Below are 16161 nucleotides of genomic sequence, written 5' to 3'. Positions count from 1 at the left end.
CCCCGCGTAAGAATCGGTGGCATCGGCGGCGGAGTCCACCACCCGGGCGGGTCCCCGCCGACTGCACAGAGTGCATCCGATAAGCGTGCCGGCTCCAGCCCCCGCTGGCCTTGGCCGATCTGCTGCGTTGGGGGTGTATGGCACGCCGAGGGCCTGGACAGCGAGGGAGGTGGCTCCGCGGGGCGGGGGTGGCGTTGCTGCTGCTGCCGCTGGCGTACGCGCTGCTGCTGAGCCCGATCGCGGTGCTGGACGTTCGGCACGCCGGCGGGCGGGCGACCTTCGACCACGTCCTGTTCCACGAGCACACCATCGAGCAACTCGCGCGGACCTGGCCGGTGGCCCACCTGGTCGACCCGCCGGAGGATGCCCCCGCGGCCAAGCCGCGGCACTTCGTCGCCATGACGCCCGGCTTCCACTGGACGCTGGCGGCGGCCCAGAGGTTCACCGGGGCGGGGCCGGGCGCGCTGCGGCTGGTCGGGCTCGGGCTGAGCGCCGCGATCCTGGCGGGCTTCGTGCTCGTGCTTGCGCGGTGGGCCGGACCGGTGCGGGCCGTGGCGCTCGCGGCGCCGCTGTGCGCGTCGGTGTACGTGGCGAACTCCGGGGCCTGGCTGCTGGCCGACAACGCCGGCTGGTTCTGGGTGTTCGCGCTGCTCGCGTTGGCGGTGCGGGCGTCGTGGTCCTGGCGGACGGCGGTCGTCGCGGGGGGCGGGCTGCTGCTGGCGGTCTGGACGAGGCAGAACCTGCTGTGGCTTGCCCTGCCGCTGTGGGCGGCCGCGTGGCTGGCGGCGCCGCGAGATGGGCCGGGGGGGGTCACCCCGGGATCGGAGGCCGCCGGCACGCCGCGGGCGTCGCTCGGCTCTCGGGCGGCGTCGCTGGGTCCGATGGCGCTGGCCACGCTGCCGGCGGTCGCGAGCCTCGGGTACCTGTACACGGTCTGGGATGGGCTCGTGCCCTTCGAATTCCAGGGCCAGTACCGCGGCGCGAACCCGTCGAACGTGCCGCTGCAGCTGGCGATGCTCGGGATGCTGGGCATCTGGTTCACGCCGGCGATCGTCGGCGTGGGCGAGGAGGGGTGGCGCGCGCGGGCGGCCGAACGCCTGCGGGCCGTCCGCTGGTGGATGCTGTCGGCGGCGGGGGTGTCGCTGGTCGTGGCGGTGCTGGTGCCAACAACGCTGGCGCCCAAGCAGGGCCGCGCGGGCCTGGTCTGGCAGCTGGGCGGGCTGGCCAACGCGCTCAGCCCGGCGCCCGAGCATCTGAGCCCGCTGCTGGTGCTGGCGGCTTCGTTCGGCGCCGGGCTGCTCGTGTTCCTGCTGGCGTTCGCACCGCGGCGGCAGCGGTGGGTGCTGGCGGCGGGGCTCGCGGGCTTCGGCATCGCGCAGTCGGCGAGCTTCGAGGTCTGGCAGCGGTACCACGAGCCGTTCGCGCTGCTGTTCCTCGGGCTGGCGACGGCCGTCATCGTTGGCGGCCGCAGGCCCCCCGCGACCGGGACACCCAACGCCCAGCTGCTGCCGCCCTTCGGGCTGGCGGTGGTGCTCGCGGCGCTGACGGGCTTCGTGCTGTGGACGAAGGAGATCGATCCGTGGCGGCGGGGCGAGCCCACGCGGCCGAACGATCCGCGGCTGCCCGCGCCCCAGGCCCCGAGTGCCGCTCTGGGCGAGCCCGCGGCCGCGCTCACCGCGCGGGGGTGATCGCGAGCAGCTGCGCGCGGTGCACGCCCGAGCCCGTGTCGTGCACGCGGTATCGGGTGGCTCGCCAGGCGTCGCGGCGGACGAAGGCCTGATCGAGCGCGAGCAGCGGGATGCCAGGGAAGACGTGGTCCCGGGGCCAGGCGTAGCCGGGCCCGATGCCGGCCTGGGCGTGGGCCGATGCCATGCCGGGCAGCAACGCGTCGACGGCCGCGGACCCGCGGGCGGTGTTGAAGTCGCCCAGCACGACGTCGGCGGGCGGGAAGCCGGTGGTCCGCGTGGCGCGCATCGGGCCGGCGGCCGTGGGGCCGAAACGCCTGTGCACCGAGGTGTCGATGGACTCGCGGGACGGCCGCACCATGTCGATGCGGACGATGCTCGGATCGCTCGGCCAGTCGATGGCCCACAGCACGATGGGGCCGGCCTCGGTGTCCAGCTCGGCGAAGGCGGCGCGTCCGCGGTCGAGCATCTCGGTGCGGGTGCGGCCGGCGAGGCCCAGCGTGGACGAGCCCGACCGCGAGATGGGCGCGCCGCTGATGAACACGACGCGGCCGGCCCGCGCGAGGTGCCGGGTCAGGTCGGCCCCGGTCAGCTCGCGAGGGGCGAGCGCCCGCACGATGTCCTCCCATGGCAGCCGCAGCGGCGGATTGGCGAGCACGACGACGCCGGGTGTTGCGGCACCGATGGCGAAGGGGTCCTGCTCCCGCAGGAAGGCCTGGAGCGAGGCGTCGGTAGCTTCGGTGGCGTTCCAGTGGGCCAGCCGCAGCGCGGTCGGGCCGCTCGGGCGGAGCACGACGTTCGCAAGCCGCCAGTGCAGGAAGGCCGTGTGCAGCACCAGGACGCCGGCGGCGATGGCGGGCAGCCAGCGCCGCAGCCTCTGCGGGCGGGGCGTGAACAGCGTCGCGGGGACGGCCAGGGCGACGGCGAGGACGAGCCAGGCCTCGCGGGGCGTCCAGAACAGCCACTGCGAGGCGGCCGTGCGATCGGTAGCGACCACGGCGAGGGCCCACCCGCCGAGCGTCGCGAGCAGCAGCCCGCGGGCGAGCCAGCGCAGCGTGGCGCGGAGGCGCGGGCGGCGAGCGTCGGCGTGTGGCGGATCGGGCGTCATGCGGGGCGGCCCATGGCATCGGCCGTGCGAGTGGCGGGCCTCCAGCGGCCGATAGCCTTCGGCATGCGGGCGATCGGTCGTGGCTGCGGCGTGGGTGTGCTCCTGGTGGCGTTGGCCGCGGGGTGCGACGAGGCGCCGGCGTCGGCTCGGGCGGGGGTGCCGTCGCCGGCGGCGGAGCCATCGGCGGCGCGCGTGCCGCCTTCGCTGCTGGCCGGGCTCGCCGAGCTGGATTATGCCACCAGCCCGCCGGGACATCCGCGGGAGCCCTGGCCCGAGCTGCGGGATCGCATCGCCGAGGCGTGGTCGGCGGCGGGCGAGCGAGCACCGGGCGTACCGGTGAGTTCGGCGTCTCCGCTCGACCAGGCGACGAGCGTGGAGCAGCGGATGGCGATCGAGGCCAACCGCGAGTGGGCGGCGTTGTGCCGCGCCGAGGCCGCCCTCCGGCTGGCGCGGGCCGACGTCGCGGGCGCGGCCGACGCGATCGGGCTGCTCGTGGAGCGCGCGGGCGAGCTGGCGTCGTCGGGTTCGTCGCACGCGGCGGCGGCGGCCGACGAGATGCTGCGTGCGGCGACCGCCGCCGTCGAGCAACCCGCCGCGGCGCCGCTGCGGCTGGCGTTGGATCCGTCGTCGGCCGCGGGGCTCATCCGGGCGCTCGACGGGCTGGACGCAACGGATCCCGTTGGTCGACGCGGCGCGATGCTGCACGAGGTCCGGGCGCGGTCGAGCGCCTTCCTCGAGCGGGCGACGGGACCCGACGCACGGGCGGTGGCGCGGCGCGTGTCGCGGCGGCGGACGCCCGATGCGCGGCCGCCCACCGATCGCGAGCTGAGCCGGCTGCCCGTCGAGGCCGTTGCGCTGGCCGAGGCGCTCGCCGACCTCTGGAACGAGCCGCCGAGGCCCGACGTCGAGCGCCGCATCCGCGAGCGGATCCGCGACGACGAAACCGGCATCCTGCGGCTGCTGCTCGCCGACGCGGCGGAGCTGGGCGCCGCCGACGCCGAGCTGCGGGAGCGTCTGCGGGCGATGCGATCGGTGCTGCCCTGATGCGATGGCTGGCGTGTGTGCTCGCGGTGCTGCCCGCGGGCGGCGGCGTGCGCGCGTCGTTCGATGAGTCCGCGTTCCGGTACGCCTACGGCGCACCGCCAACGGCGGCCGCGCAGGCCGACGCGCTGGCCCAGGCAGCAGAGGCTGCGCGCCGCCGTGGAGACGCCGCGGCGTGGATCGGGGCGGTTGTCGCGATGCTCGAGGGGACGCACGCCGCGGGGGCCGACCGCTTCGCCGCGGCACGGACGCTGGACGCCGCGCTGGTCGAGCTGCGGCACGCCGACGCGCGGGCCCTGCTCGCGGCGAGTTCGGAGGACGCGATGCGATCGCTGCGCGAGTTGCTGGCTGCGCTCGATCCGGCCGACCCGGTTGGCATCCGCGGGGTGGCACGGGCGCGGGCGCAGCGGCGGATCGCCGCGCTGGAGGGCGAGATCCTGGCCGAGCCGGGCGGGACGGCCGCGCTCGCGGCGCTGCTGGAACGCCGGGGCCGCCCGTGGGCTGCGTCGATCGATCCGGAGGGAGTGTGGTCGCTGGTGGGGCCGACGCGATCGCACGCAGCGCTGCCGCCGGCGGCGCACCGAGCGCCGCCGGCGGCAGCGCTGCTGCGCGAGCAACTGCGGCGGGCCCGCGGCTTCGCAAGCCGGATCGATGCGCTGTGGGACCACGCCGACGGCCCGAGGCTGCACGACTTCGTGCTGGGGGCGATCCTGCGGGATGAAACGGGCGTGCTGGGATTGGTGCACGCCGACACCATCGAACTGGCGCAGCTCGACCGGGCTCGTCGCTGGTGGCTCCGCGAGGCGATCGCGCGGCTGGGGGCTACTCGGTGACGCCGAGGTCGCGGGCGGTGAAGAGCGCTTCGAAGCGCAGGCCGGCGGCCTCGATGTTCTCGCGGGCGCCCTCCTGGCGATCGATGGTGGCGATCACGCCGGCGACGGTGGCGCCCGCATCGCGCAGGACGGTGGCGGCCTCGACCGACTGCCCGCCGGTGGTGGCGACGTCCTCGAGCAGCACGACCGCGTCGCCGGCCTCGAGGGCGCCCTCCAGCTGCTTGGCGGTGCCGTAGTCCTTCTTGGCGTTGCGGACGAAGACCATCGGCAGGCCCAGCCGCAGCGCGGCGGCGGTCACCAGGGGGATGCCGCCCAGCTCCGCGCCCGCAAGGCGATGGGGCGCGTCGGCGTGCGCGGCCAGCAGCGCGGCGGCGCGGTCGGCCAGGTGGTCGGCTACGGGTCCGAGAAGCTCGGGCCGGCTGCTAAAGCGGTACTTGTCCAGGTAGTAGGTGCTCGTGCGGCCCGAGCGGAGCGTGAACGTGCCCCGGAGCAGGCAGGCGTCGGCGATGCGGCGGGCCAGGTCCGATGAATCGGCTGGGCGAGCGGCCGGCGGGTGACGGACGGGGGGCGGAGCCGACTCCATGCGGTCAGGATAGGGGAGGGTCGATCGCGGAGATGCGGCACGCCCGCCGCGGCGGCTCCGGAGTGCGAAAGATGCATGGGTGGACGTCCGATCCCACGATCGGGCGGCGGCGTATGCCGCGGCGATACGCACCGCATCGCGACGACGGGAGATGATCATGCGCGAGACCGATACCGAGCAATGGGCAAACACGCTGCGGCGGATGGGCCGCGTCTGCATCGCCTCGGCGGCGCTGGCGGGAATCGCGGCGTCTGGGGCGCATGCACAGAACTCGGTGGGACCCCAGCCTCAGGTGCAGGCGCCCACGGCCCAGCCGCCGCGCGAGCTGCCGAGCATCCTCTCGTTCGCGGCCGATGGCTCGGTGCAGTGGGTCGAGGGCGATCCGGGCTACCACGCCGCCCGGCTGGTGCGGCTGAACGCCGCCGATCGCGAGCTGGTGGACGGCCTCATCGCCGAGCGTGACGCGCTGCTGACCAAGATCGCCATCGCCCACGCCGACAAGGTGCTGGGCGAGATGCGGGAGCGCGCTTCGGGGGACGACTTCGCCGCCGACGAATACGCGCGGGCCTTCTGGGCGTCGCTGGGTCCGTTGCAGCAGCGGGGCACGTTCGTGAGCGAGCCGGCGGTGCGGCGCGACATCGCTCGGGCCGCGAGTACGGACCTAGCCAAGATGGTCCGCGACTACAACCAGGCCCGCATCAACGAGCGCCGGACCGAGATGCGGCGCGAGATGGACGAGGAGGGCGCGGAATACAGCCCGATCGAGCTGCGGTCATCGACGATCCAGCAGGCCTTCCGCAATCGGGACTCCGTCGCCGACGCGGCGCGGCTGCTGAAGGTTGCCCTGGGCGGCGAGGCCAAGCTGGCCGAGCTGCGTCCCGGGCTGGCCGGCGCCATCGCCGAGCAGGGCTACTGGTCCACGATGTGGTCCATGACCGACGACGGCCTGGAGGTGTTCGTGGCCGAGGTGACGGGGATGGAGGTGGAGTACCCCAGCCCCGACGGCTACATCATCTACAGCACGGGGCTGGTGCCGCAGGACGGCGGCTTCCCGATGCCCGACCCACACGCCGAGCTCGAGCAGCTGCGGGTCAATCCCGAGGATGGCGTGGTCTCGCTGGTGGAGCGGGACGCCGAGGGCCTCGCCGTCCGGCTCGATGAGAGCGCGCACGTGGCGGCCTTCGAGTTGATGCGCGAGCACGACATGATCTCCAAGCCCGAGGCCGAGCGGCTCGCGGAGGTGGTCGCCCAACGGCAGCGGACCCTCGACGAGCAGACTCTGCGGCTGTACGAGCTGCTGCTGGAGACCGCACAGGTCGGCCGCGTCGAGACCTGGCCGACGCACCGGGCGGTGCTGGCGCCCGAGTGGCTCGGGCCCGCCACGCGGTACGGCGCGTGGCTGAACGATGAGCTGCCCGCGCCGTCGACGTTCCACAGCGACCCGGCCGTTCGCGAGGCCATCGAGTGGGAGACGCTGCTGGAGCTGACGCGGATCGCCAACGAATACGACGCGGCGCACATCTTCGATGCGCGCATCGAGCTGATCAAGAAGGTGCGCACGGGCGAGCTGCTCGATCAGGGGCTTTCCATGCCCGCGAGCATCAAGCGGCCCTGGCGTCTGCAGGTGCTCATCGGCCACGCCAAGGAGTCCTACGCGCGGCAGCTCAGGGTGGGCGAGCCGGACTTCCGCGATGCGCTGGCGTCGCTGACGGTGGAGCCCGAGATCGCCGCCAAGCTCGAGCCGGTGCTCGCCGGCGACGAGCCGCTGACGCACGACTCGTTCTGGGCTGTGGCGGTGGAGCTTCCGGCGTCGGCCCACCAGCAGCTGATCGCGGCCCGCACGGGCCGGGCGGTGCCCGAGCCGGGGTTCTTCGAGGGCCGCTGGCCCCGGAGGACCGTGGAGCAGGGCCAGGGCGAGTCCCAGGATTCGCGGGTCCGGGCGGGCAACGGCGGCTGAGCGGAGCTTCGATGCTCGCGCGGGCGGGCGCAACAATGGCACCAGGTCGCGCAGGGCGGCACGGAATGGGTGGCCCGCGGGCGTGATGCGTCCGCCGGCCGCGACGATCGGAGGGAATGCGATGCGCGGAGAGTGGTCCTTGCTGGTCGTGGGTGCGGCGGTCGCGGTCGGCGTGGCGCCGGCCATGGGTCAGTTCTCGCCGCCGCCGGGCGAGCCGGAGGCCAAGCCCGAGACGCAGCTGCCCGAGCCGCCGCCCCCGCGTCAGCCGCCGCCCGACCGCCGGGGGCAGGGGATTGATCGAGGCCAGCCGCAGGCCGACTTCGAGTACGAGCCGATCTACCAGACGACCGAGGCCGGCGCGATCATCGCGCCGGCCCGCTGGCCCGACCTGGCGGCGCTGACTCGCAACCCCAAGATCGACCCCGAGCAGCGGAGCGCCATCGAGCGGTCGTTCCGGGCGTGGCACGACGAGGTCGAGCTGATGGTGACCCAGAACCCCGACCTGTGCCTGGAGGTCGCCCAGGGCCTCTTCGAGGACCTGGACATCAACGACAAGGAGCGGTGGGAGTTCGCCTCCGAGGTGATGAAGGCGCTGACGTCCTCCACCAACCTGACGACGCACCTGTCCAACGCCGGCGCCATCACCAGCGAGCAGGCCGAGGCCAACCGGCTGATCGTGCGGGACTTCATCTCGAAGCGCAACCAGGCGGCGATCGACGCCGCGCTGGAGGAGACCGGCGGCGACCAGCAGCAGGCGGTGCTGCTTGCCGGCCGCTCGACGATGGTCAACCTGACCGACGACGCGATGCGGATGTTCCGCTCGGTGCTCGCGCGGTCGCCCGAGTACATCGAAGCGGCGATGGCGAACGCGGGCATCGACGCCGAGGCCCATCGCGAGGCGATCGAGGCCGCTACGTCGGCCGAGGGCGACGAGGCCCGGATCCAGGCGATGGTCGCGCTGCTGGACCAGATGGGCTTCCGGGCCATGTTCGCGGTCATGGCCGAGCTGCGGGAGCTGCTGCCGCCCGACCCGATGCCCGAGCTGGCCGACATCGGCGTGCCGCAGGAAGACAACTGAACGCGGGCGACCCGCGGCCTTGGTTCTCGCATTCCGCCCGTGGGCTCGCGCATTTCGCCCGCGGCTTCGCGCATTCCGGTAGACTAGCGGCATGGGCACGTTCTACGTCACCACGCCGATCTACTACGTCAACGATCATCCGCACATCGGCCATTGCTATACCACGCTGGTGGCCGACGTGCTGGCGCGCTTCCACCGGCTGGCGGGGCGGGACGTGCTGTTCCTGACCGGCACCGACGAGCACGCCGAGAAGGTCATCGAGCGGGCTCGCGAGGCGGGCGTGGGCGTGCAGGAGTGGGCCGACCGCAACGCGCAGGCGTTCCGCGAGGCGTTCGAGTTGCTGGCGATCTCGAACGACGATTTCGTGCGGACCAGCGAGGAGCGGCACAAGAACCGCGCGTCGGCCTACATCCAGCACCTCGTGGATTCGGGTGACATCTACCTGGGCGACTACGAGGGCTGGTACGACACGAGCCAGGAGGAGTACGTCACCGAGTCGGTCGCCAAGCAGCACGCCTACGCCAGCCCGGTGACGGGCAAGCCCCTCGAGAAGCGGACCGAGCAGAACTACTTCTTCCGCCTATCGGCCTACGAGGACCGGCTGGCGGCGCATCTGGAGGCGCACCCGAGCTTCGTGCGGCCGCAGGCGCGGCTCAACGAGGTGCTGGGGCGGCTGCAGCAGGGCCTGCAGGACGTGCCGGTGAGCCGCGCGGTCCGCGGGGGCGAGGCCGACTGGGGCATCCTGATGCCCAACGACCCGGCGCACCGCGTGTACGTGTGGATCGAAGCGCTGTGCAACTACCTGACCGTCGTCGATACCGACGAGTGCCGCGGCTACTGGCCCGCCGACGTGCACATGCTGGCCAAGGACATCCTGTGGTTCCACGCGGTGGTGTGGCCCGCGATGCTGATGGCGCTCGATCGCCCGCTGCCCGGCTGCGTGTACGCGCACGCCTACTTCGTGGCCGAGGGCCGCAAGATGTCCAAGAGCCTGGGGAATTTCATCGAGATCGACCAGCTGCGTGCGTACGGCGAGCGGTACTCGATCGATGCGGTGCGGTGGTACCTGGCGACGCAGGGTCCGCTGGGCGCGACCGATGCGGACTTCGCGCACGCCAACTTCGTCGAGGTCTACAACGCCGAACTGGCCAACCGCTTCGGCAACAGCGTGAACCGCGTGGTCAACATGGTGCAGAAGTATTTCGGTGGCGTGTATCCGGAAGCCGGCGATGCAACGGTGCATGGCGGCGTGAACTGGCCCGAGCTGATCGCGGGGCACGTGCAGGCGGCGCACGAGCGGATGGCCGTCATCGATCTGCACGGCGCGGGCCACCAGGCAATGGCGATCGTGTCGGCCGTCGATCAGTACATCTTCCAGACCGAGCCGTTCCGCCTGGCCAAGCAGATCGAGGGCGAGGACGATCCGAAGCATGGAGAGCTGGCGCTCATCCTGTACAACTGCGCCGAGGCGCTGCGGATCGCGGCGGTGCTGCTTCTGCCGTTCCTGCCGGGTCGGGCGGCGGATGCCTTGCGGACGCTCGGCGCGGGCGTGCCGACGGACGGCGGCCTCGACTCGCACGTGGCCTGGCGGGGCGCGCACGCGATCGCTCCGGGGGCGGCCGTGCAGAAGGGCGAGGTGCTGTTCCAGCGGGCGGAGGCCGACGAGCCCGCACCCGGCGCGTAGCGCCGGCGTTCGTGGGAGCGCCCTTGCTGCTCGTGGCTAGTGGCTGTGGACGGCGTCGTAGCGGAAGTGGGCGACCAGCTCGCCCTCGCCCGGGGCCAGCTCCCCGTCGAAGCGGAGGACGGCCATCTGCCCGGTATCCAGCGCGACGCGGCGGGGGCCGATGCCCGACGCCAGCAGCGAGACCAGGGCCGACACGGTGGGGTTGTGGCCCACGAGCACGACGGGCAGGTCGTCGGCGGCGTCGATCAGGTCGAGCAGGACACCCGGCGGCTGGTCTGGGGCGAGTTCCTGGTGGGTGGCCACCTGGAAGCCCAGCTCGTCGGCGATGCTCTGGGCGGTCTCCTGGGTGCGGGCGGCGGGGCTGGCCAGCACGCCGCGGGGCCGTTCTGGACCCCGGGCGTCGCCCAGCACGCTGGCGAGATATCGGGCCTGGAGCTGGCCGTGGCGGGTCAGCGGGCGGTCGAGGTCCCGGCCGGAGACGGCCGTCGGGACGGCCTGTGCGTGTCGGCAGATGTAGATCCGCATGGGGTTTGGCCTCTCCGTAGCTTCCCGAAAATCGGCCTTCGATGCAAGTTCGCAGCAGCCCCGGCGGGGGAATTTCTGGGCGGCCCGCGAGCGGCCGGGGCGGAATGGGCGGGCCTCGCCCGCGGATTCCCTTGCAGAACCGGCCGGAATGGCGGACCATACAGACAGGCGGCCCGGCGCGGGTGGACCCGCGATGCCGCGGCCGGGGAGGCAGCATGCCCATGAAGACGCTCTCGACACGAAGCCCATGGGGACTCGCCGCGGCGGCGGGTGTCCTGGCGAACAGCCTCGCCGCCGGCGTAGCGACCGCCGGCCCGGGCGTGGCCGAGCACGCCATCCTGATCGTCGATCCGTCGTCCATCGAGGCGCAGTGGGCGGCGAACGCGTACATCGCGGCGCGGGGCCTGCCCGAGACGGCGGTGCTGTACATGACGCCCGACGCGGTGGATTTCGCCCGCTTTCGCGACGAGAACCTGGTGGCGCTCTTCGGCACCATCGAGGGCCGGGGCATCGGCGATCGCGCCGACTACGTCATCGTGGCTCCGCCTTCCCGGTATCGCATGGGCGCGGCGACCACCGTGGCCGACGCCTGCAGCCCGGTGAACAACTTCGGCATCTCGAGCGGGTACACGATGGCCTTCTACGCCGACGAGGTGCTCGCCGGCGGGCTGAGCGTGACGCGGTCGCAGCCGTTCTACCGCCCCGTGGGCGAGCCCCGCGGGTTCGATAGCGAGGTGCTGTACATCGCGGGCAACCCGAGCACGTCGCCGCTGGCGCGGCAGTCGTTCATTGGCGCGGTGCTGGGCTGGACGGGCGAGCGGGGCAACACGATCCAGGACGTGCTGGACATGATCGACGAGTCGGTCGCGGCCGACGGCGAGTCGCCCGGCGGGTCGATACGGCCGTACCGATTCATGAACACGACGGACTCGGCGCGCAATGTGCGGCAGCCGCAGTTCGCGGCGGTGATCGCCGACCTCAACGCCAAGGGCACGCCGGCGACGCAGGAGGATGGCGTGCTGCCGACGGGGCCGGCGGCGGGGATCATGACCGGCTGGGCGACGCCCGACATCGACGGCGGCACGTTCTCCATCCGCCGCAACGGGGCATTTGCCGATCACCTGACGAGCTTCGCGGGCCACTTCGGCACCGAGGCGCAGACCAAGATGTCCCGCTGGATTGCCAAGGGCGCGGTCGGCAGTTCGGGCACCGTCGAGGAGCCGTGCAACTACACGGGCAAGTTCCCCCACGCACGGCTGCACTACTTCTACGACCAGGGCGCGACGCTGGGCGAGGCCTACCTCCGCAGCATCGGCTTCATGCCCTTCCAGGTGCAGTTCATCGGCGACCCGCTGGCGCGGCCGTTCGCGTACGTGCCCAGCATCACGAGGCCGCCGATCGCACCGCAGGTGAGCGGCGTAGTCGAGTTCGAGCCGCGGGGCTTTACGTCCAAGCCCGGTGCCGAGCTGGCCCGCTTCGTCATCCTCGCCAACGGCGTGACGGTGGCCGAGGTTGCCGCGGGCGAGACGGTCTCGCTGGACACCACGCAGCTGCCCGACGGGCTCAACGAGATCCGCGTGATCGGATACGACGACACCGACCTGGAGACCCGCGGCAGCACGACGCTGTTCGCGGACGTCGTGAACACGGGCCGCGTGGCGACGATCGAGGTCGGCGGCCGAGAGGCCCTCGATGAGGAGGTGAACGTGTTTCTCGAGGCGCCGGGGGCGACCGAGATCCGGGTCGTCCGCGGCGGCAGGGTTCTCGGCGCGGTGCAGGGCGAGTCGGGCGAGGTGGATCTCTTCGGTGTGAACGTGGGCCCCGGGCCCGTGTCGTTCTGGGGCGAGGCGTCGTATCCCGACGGCACCATTGTTCGGACGAACGAGATCAAGGGCCTGGACATCGAGTTCCGGTCGACCCTGCCCGCCGCGAGCCCGCCGATCGCCTTCGATCACACGCGCCGCGTCGAGCCCGGACAGACATTGTTGGTCGATCTGCCGGTCGGCCACGATGCCGATCCGGCGGACGTGACGTATTCGATCACGGCCGGGCCCGCCACGGGGGCCGAGGTTCTGTGGCACGACGGCAAGGCCTTCGCGCTGGTGCGGATCGACGACGAGCCGGCGGCCATCGGCGACCTGGAGTTCGAGGTCACGACGCCGGCGGGCACCGATCGCGGCGTGGTCCGCTTCGAGCTGCCGATCGTGGCATGCCCGCCCGATATCGACGGCGACGGCTCGCTGACGATCTTCGACTTCCTGGCGTTCCAGAACCTGTTCGACTCGGGCGACCTTGCGGCCGACTTCGATGGGGATGGCTCGCTGACGATCTTCGACTTCCTGGCGTTCCAGAACGCCTTCGATGCGGGCTGCTGAGCGGTCCGTGCGGGCTGCGCCTGGGGAGCGTGTTTGCAAGTTAGAAGGTGGTAGATCCCGCCGTTGAGCGGGCTTTCCGCAACGCCCGCGGCCCCCGATGGGCTAGGCATTGGTGCGGGCGATGCTCCGGCCCGCGTCGTGATCCACGATGACACTCCGAGAGAGGATGCACATGACCGCCACGAAGACCCTCCTGGCCGCCGCCGCGTGCGGCCTGGCCGCCGCGACCGCTACCGGCCAGGTCGACGTCACCACGACGCCCTTCCTGAGCGGGCTGGACGAGCCCGTGTTCCTGACCGCCCTCGAGGGCGACTTCGACCGCATGTTCGTCGTCGAGAAGCGAGGCGTCATTCGCGTCGTGCGGGACGGCGACGTGCTGCCCACGCCGTTCCTGGACATCGACCCGCTGATCTCGAGCTTCGGCGAGCGTGGGCTGCTCGGACTGGCGTTCAGCCCCGAGTACGGCGCCGATGGCGAGTTCTACGTGCACTACACCAACAACTCGGGCGACAGCGTGATTGCGCGGTACCGCGTGTCGGACACCAATCCGGACGTGGCCGACCCGGCGTCGGCCGAGATCCTGCTGACGGAGGACCAGCCGTTCACGAACCACAACGGCGGCTGGATCGGCTTCGGCGGCGACGACATGCTCTACATCTCGTGGGGCGATGGCGGCAGCGGCGGCGATCCGGGCGGCCGGGGCCAGCGGCTGGACACGCTGCTGGGCAAGATGGTCCGCATCGACGTGCTGGGCCTGCCCGAGCCGGGGCTGGCCTACGGCATTCCGGACGACAACCCCTTCGTGGGCAGGCCGGGGCTCGACGAGATCTGGGCCTACGGCCTGCGGAACGCCTGGCGGTGCGACGTCGATCCCGAGACCGGCGACCTGTACATCGCCGACGTCGGCCAGGGCGCGCGCGAGGAGGTCAACTACCAGCCGGCGGACAGCGCGGGCGGCGAGAACTACGGCTGGAAGTGCCGCGAGGGCGACATCTGCTTCTCGACCGCGGTGCCGTGCCCGACGAGCTGCGATCCGTCGGCCTTCGTCGAGCCGGTGATCGTGTACGACCACAGCTCGGCGGGCGGCTGCTCGATCACGGGCGGCATGGTCTACCGCGGCTGCCAGATCGATGGGCTCGACGGCACCTACTTCTACGCCGATCTGTGCACCAACCGCGTCTGGTCGATCCGGGTGGTCGACGGCGAGGCCACGGAGTTCGTCAACCGCACCAGCCAGTTCGGTGGCATCGGCAGCATCGTGAGCTTCGGCCGGGACGCCTTCGGCGAGCTGTACGTCGTGAGCCTGGGCGGCGAGATCGTCAAGATCATGCCCACCGAGGCCATCACCGATTGCGACGGCGACCTGACCGACGACGCGTGCGAGATCGCCGCGGGCGCCGAGGCGGACGTCAACGGCGACGGCATCCCCGACGACTGCCAGTGCCTGGCCGACATCGACGGTGATGGCGAGCTGACGATCTTCGACTTCCTGGAGTTCCAGAACCTGTTCGACGCGGGCGACCTCGCCGCCGACATCAACGGCGACGGCGAGCTGACCGTCTTCGACTTCCTGGAGTTCCAGAACCTGTTCGGCGCGGGCTGCCCCGCGTAGGGCATGTTTGAGCGCTCCGTCGCGGCCGGACGGCCGCGACGCTTGCTCTCGTCGGCCTCGCCGGAGTGAATCCGGCGGGCCGACACGAACGCACGCGCTACACGAGGATCGGATCTGCTCTAGAACGGCCGCTTGGTCGGGTTGATCACCAGCCCGTCGCGGCCGCAGATGAGCACGTCGGCGATCTCCAGGGCCTCAGCGAAGGACTCGCGTGCCTGGTCGACGTCCGCTGCGCCGTCGAGCACCCGGCCCTGGGCGATGTGGTCGGCGTCGGGCACGGCATCGGAGCACAGCAGCGTCGTGTGCCGCGCGTCGGCCAGCAGCAGGCCGCAGAGCCCCGGCGTCACGCCGGGCAGCGGGAAGAGGTCGACGCGCTCGGCCAGCGACTGGGGCGCGGCCTTGCACCGCTGGAGCATCGCGACCCGCTCGCGGAGGTCGTCGATGGGCGAGGGCTCGTCCTCCGCGGTTCCGTTGGAGAGCGAGTCGTGGTCCTCGGCGGCGCGGCGGAGGGTGGTGGCCAGCAGCACGCCGGCGCTCTCGCGTTCGTCGTCGTGGATCCACCACGTGGCGGCGTCGAAGAGCCGCAGGCCCCGCGTCATGTCGGGCTTGTAGGTGGTCAGGAAGACATCGGTAACGTCGCGGGGCCGCAGCCCCGTCCTCTCGTGCAGCCGTGCGGCCAGGGCGGGCTCGGGCAGGCTGGGATCGACAAGGATGGCCTTGCCGCCCGCGCGGATGAGCGTGGTGGTGGCGTGGCCCGTGCGGACGGGCGCGGATTCGCTCCACAGCGGGTTGGCCGGCAGCGTGCCGAGGCTGATGAGGCGGGCGTCCACGGGGCGAGCGTACGCCGCGCGGGCTCCGGCTATCGGGCGCGGACCTGCTGGAAGTTGACCGTCGCGCGGGTCTCGCTGCGGACCGACTGGTGGCTGATCTGGCGGATGAGCAGCGTGGCCTCGTCGATCCAGACGGTGGCCTCGCCCAGGCCGGCCAGCCGCAGATCGACGCCGATGACCGGCTGCCCGCTCACGGTGGCGGTGCCGATGATCCGCGCGTCGGTGTAGTCGTCGGCGGGCCCGGCCCAGTCGATGCCGATCAGCATCTTGGGCACGACGGTGGCGAACTCGGTGGCCTCGGCGTCCAGCGGCCGCAGGGCGTCCTCGATGGTCCGCGCCTGGCCGTAGGAGCTGCCGCGGACGACCTCGTAGCGGCGGGCGGCGCGGGTGACGCGGAGGCTCGGTAGCCGCGTCGAGTCGCTGCTGACTAGGTCGAAGGCGAAGGTCTCGTCGCCCGAGGCCGTGGTGACGAAGCGATACTCGGTGCGTCCGGCGGGCTGATCGACGAAGAGGACGCCGCTGTCGGCGTACTCGCTCAGCCGGCCGTAGGCGAGGGCGGACCGCGCGAGTAGCTCGACGCCGTCCATGGTGCCCGTATAGGCGCGGATGCCGCCGCCGCCCGTGCCGCTCGGGCCGCTGCCGCCGGTGGGCGTGCCGATGGGATCCTCGGGCAGCGGATCGGGGTCGGGTGCGGGCGGCGGCGCCGGCGGCACGATGGGCGGCGCCATGACGACGGGATCGAGCCCGCCGCCGCCGCTGCTGCAGCCCGCGGCGAGCGCCGTCAGCGCGGCGGTGGCGGCGAGTGCGACGCGGGCGGCGCGGCGTGGTGATCGGACGCGGTGGGTCATGG

Annotated in this window: 13 protein-coding genes; 8 read left to right on the top strand and 5 right to left on the bottom strand. The window is 72.5% G+C overall.

Annotated elements, in window-relative coordinates; translation table 11 throughout:
* Positions 1–188 precede the first annotated feature (188 nt).
* Positions 189–1688 (top strand): hypothetical protein, encoded by a 1500-nt coding sequence (locus AAFX79_09180; GenBank protein ID MEO1008728.1) that lies wholly within the window; start codon positions 189–191, stop codon positions 1686–1688.
* Here AAFX79_09180 and AAFX79_09175 read toward each other — a convergent pair.
* A complete protein-coding gene (locus AAFX79_09175) occupies positions 1672–2793 on the bottom strand; it encodes a hypothetical protein (protein MEO1008727.1) in 1122 nt (373 codons plus the stop codon). The two genes, AAFX79_09180 and AAFX79_09175, sit on opposite strands and share 17 nt — an antisense overlap.
* Positions 2794–2856: 63 nt before the next feature.
* Here AAFX79_09175 and AAFX79_09170 point away from each other — a divergent pair, with 63 nt between their 5' ends.
* Positions 2857–3837: a hypothetical protein gene (locus tag AAFX79_09170; GenBank protein ID MEO1008726.1), complete on the top strand. Its 981-nt coding sequence runs from the start codon at positions 2857–2859 to the stop codon at positions 3835–3837.
* Positions 3837–4667: a hypothetical protein gene (locus AAFX79_09165; protein ID MEO1008725.1), complete on the top strand. Its 831-nt coding sequence runs from the start codon at positions 3837–3839 to the stop codon at positions 4665–4667. The genes AAFX79_09170 and AAFX79_09165 overlap by 1 nt, the downstream gene beginning before the upstream one ends.
* Here AAFX79_09165 and pyrE read toward each other — a convergent pair.
* Entirely contained in the window at positions 4657–5250 is a 594-nt protein-coding gene (pyrE, locus tag AAFX79_09160; GenBank protein MEO1008724.1) for an orotate phosphoribosyltransferase, read from the bottom strand. The two genes, AAFX79_09165 and pyrE, sit on opposite strands and share 11 nt — an antisense overlap.
* A gap of 157 nt (positions 5251–5407) precedes the next feature.
* Between pyrE and AAFX79_09155 the strand changes: the two genes are divergently transcribed.
* From AAFX79_09155 to metG, 3 genes are all read left to right on the top strand, one after another.
* On the top strand, positions 5408–7207 hold the full coding sequence (locus tag AAFX79_09155; protein MEO1008723.1) for a hypothetical protein: 1800 nt from the start codon (positions 5408–5410) through the stop codon (positions 7205–7207).
* Positions 7208–7328: 121 nt separating this feature from the next.
* Positions 7329–8285 carry a hypothetical protein gene (locus AAFX79_09150; protein MEO1008722.1) on the top strand — a complete coding sequence of 319 codons (957 nt, stop codon included), beginning with the start codon at positions 7329–7331 and terminating at the stop codon, positions 8283–8285.
* A gap of 91 nt (positions 8286–8376) precedes the next feature.
* Positions 8377–9969, top strand: a complete 1593-nt coding sequence (metG, locus tag AAFX79_09145; GenBank protein ID MEO1008721.1) for a methionine--tRNA ligase — start codon at positions 8377–8379, stop codon at positions 9967–9969.
* A gap of 36 nt (positions 9970–10005) precedes the next feature.
* Here the strand turns inward: metG and AAFX79_09140 are convergent, their stop codons facing one another.
* Positions 10006–10494 (bottom strand): histidine phosphatase family protein, encoded by a 489-nt coding sequence (locus AAFX79_09140; GenBank protein MEO1008720.1) that lies wholly within the window; start codon positions 10492–10494, stop codon positions 10006–10008.
* A 215-nt stretch (positions 10495–10709) separates the two neighbouring features.
* On the opposite strand from AAFX79_09140, the gene AAFX79_09135 reads away from it, so the two are divergent.
* Positions 10710–12869, top strand: coding sequence for a TIGR03790 family protein (locus tag AAFX79_09135; GenBank protein ID MEO1008719.1), 2160 nt, complete (start codon positions 10710–10712; stop codon positions 12867–12869).
* A gap of 172 nt (positions 12870–13041) precedes the next feature.
* Positions 13042–14481 (top strand): PQQ-dependent sugar dehydrogenase, encoded by a 1440-nt coding sequence (locus tag AAFX79_09130; protein ID MEO1008718.1) that lies wholly within the window; start codon positions 13042–13044, stop codon positions 14479–14481.
* Positions 14482–14600: 119 nt separating this feature from the next.
* Here the strand turns inward: AAFX79_09130 and AAFX79_09125 are convergent, their stop codons facing one another.
* Positions 14601–15311 carry an MBL fold metallo-hydrolase gene (locus AAFX79_09125; protein MEO1008717.1) on the bottom strand — a complete coding sequence of 237 codons (711 nt, stop codon included), beginning with the start codon at positions 15309–15311 and terminating at the stop codon, positions 14601–14603.
* A gap of 29 nt (positions 15312–15340) precedes the next feature.
* Entirely contained in the window at positions 15341–16159 is an 819-nt protein-coding gene (locus AAFX79_09120) for a hypothetical protein (GenBank protein MEO1008716.1), read from the bottom strand.
* Positions 16160–16161 lie beyond the last annotated feature (2 nt).

The organism is Planctomycetota bacterium (assembly GCA_039819165.1).
Lineage (GTDB): Bacteria > Planctomycetota > Phycisphaerae > Phycisphaerales > UBA1924 > JAHCJI01.
Note: the sequence above shows the minus strand (reverse complement) of the source record. Positions and strands in the feature narration are given on the sequence as shown.

Bases quoted from the DNA above. Each gene is read 5' to 3' on its own strand.
- AAFX79_09130 (MEO1008718.1), top strand. From the start codon at position 13,042: ATGACCGCCACGAAGACCCTCCTGGCCGCCGCCGCGTGCGGCCTGGCC.
- AAFX79_09140 (MEO1008720.1), bottom strand. From the start codon at position 10,494: ATGCGGATCTACATCTGCCGACACGCACAGGCCGTCCCGACGGCCGTC.
- AAFX79_09165 (MEO1008725.1), top strand. From the start codon at position 3,837: ATGCGATGGCTGGCGTGTGTGCTCGCGGTGCTGCCCGCGGGCGGCGGC.
- pyrE (MEO1008724.1), bottom strand. From the start codon at position 5,250: ATGGAGTCGGCTCCGCCCCCCGTCCGTCACCCGCCGGCCGCTCGCCCA.
- AAFX79_09170 (MEO1008726.1), top strand. From the start codon at position 2,857: ATGCGGGCGATCGGTCGTGGCTGCGGCGTGGGTGTGCTCCTGGTGGCG.
- AAFX79_09120 (MEO1008716.1), bottom strand. From the start codon at position 16,159: ATGACCCACCGCGTCCGATCACCACGCCGCGCCGCCCGCGTCGCACTC.
- AAFX79_09175 (MEO1008727.1), bottom strand. From the start codon at position 2,793: ATGACGCCCGATCCGCCACACGCCGACGCTCGCCGCCCGCGCCTCCGC.
- AAFX79_09135 (MEO1008719.1), top strand. From the start codon at position 10,710: ATGCCCATGAAGACGCTCTCGACACGAAGCCCATGGGGACTCGCCGCG.
- metG (MEO1008721.1), top strand. From the start codon at position 8,377: ATGGGCACGTTCTACGTCACCACGCCGATCTACTACGTCAACGATCAT.
- AAFX79_09150 (MEO1008722.1), top strand. From the start codon at position 7,329: ATGCGCGGAGAGTGGTCCTTGCTGGTCGTGGGTGCGGCGGTCGCGGTC.
- AAFX79_09155 (MEO1008723.1), top strand. From the start codon at position 5,408: ATGCGCGAGACCGATACCGAGCAATGGGCAAACACGCTGCGGCGGATG.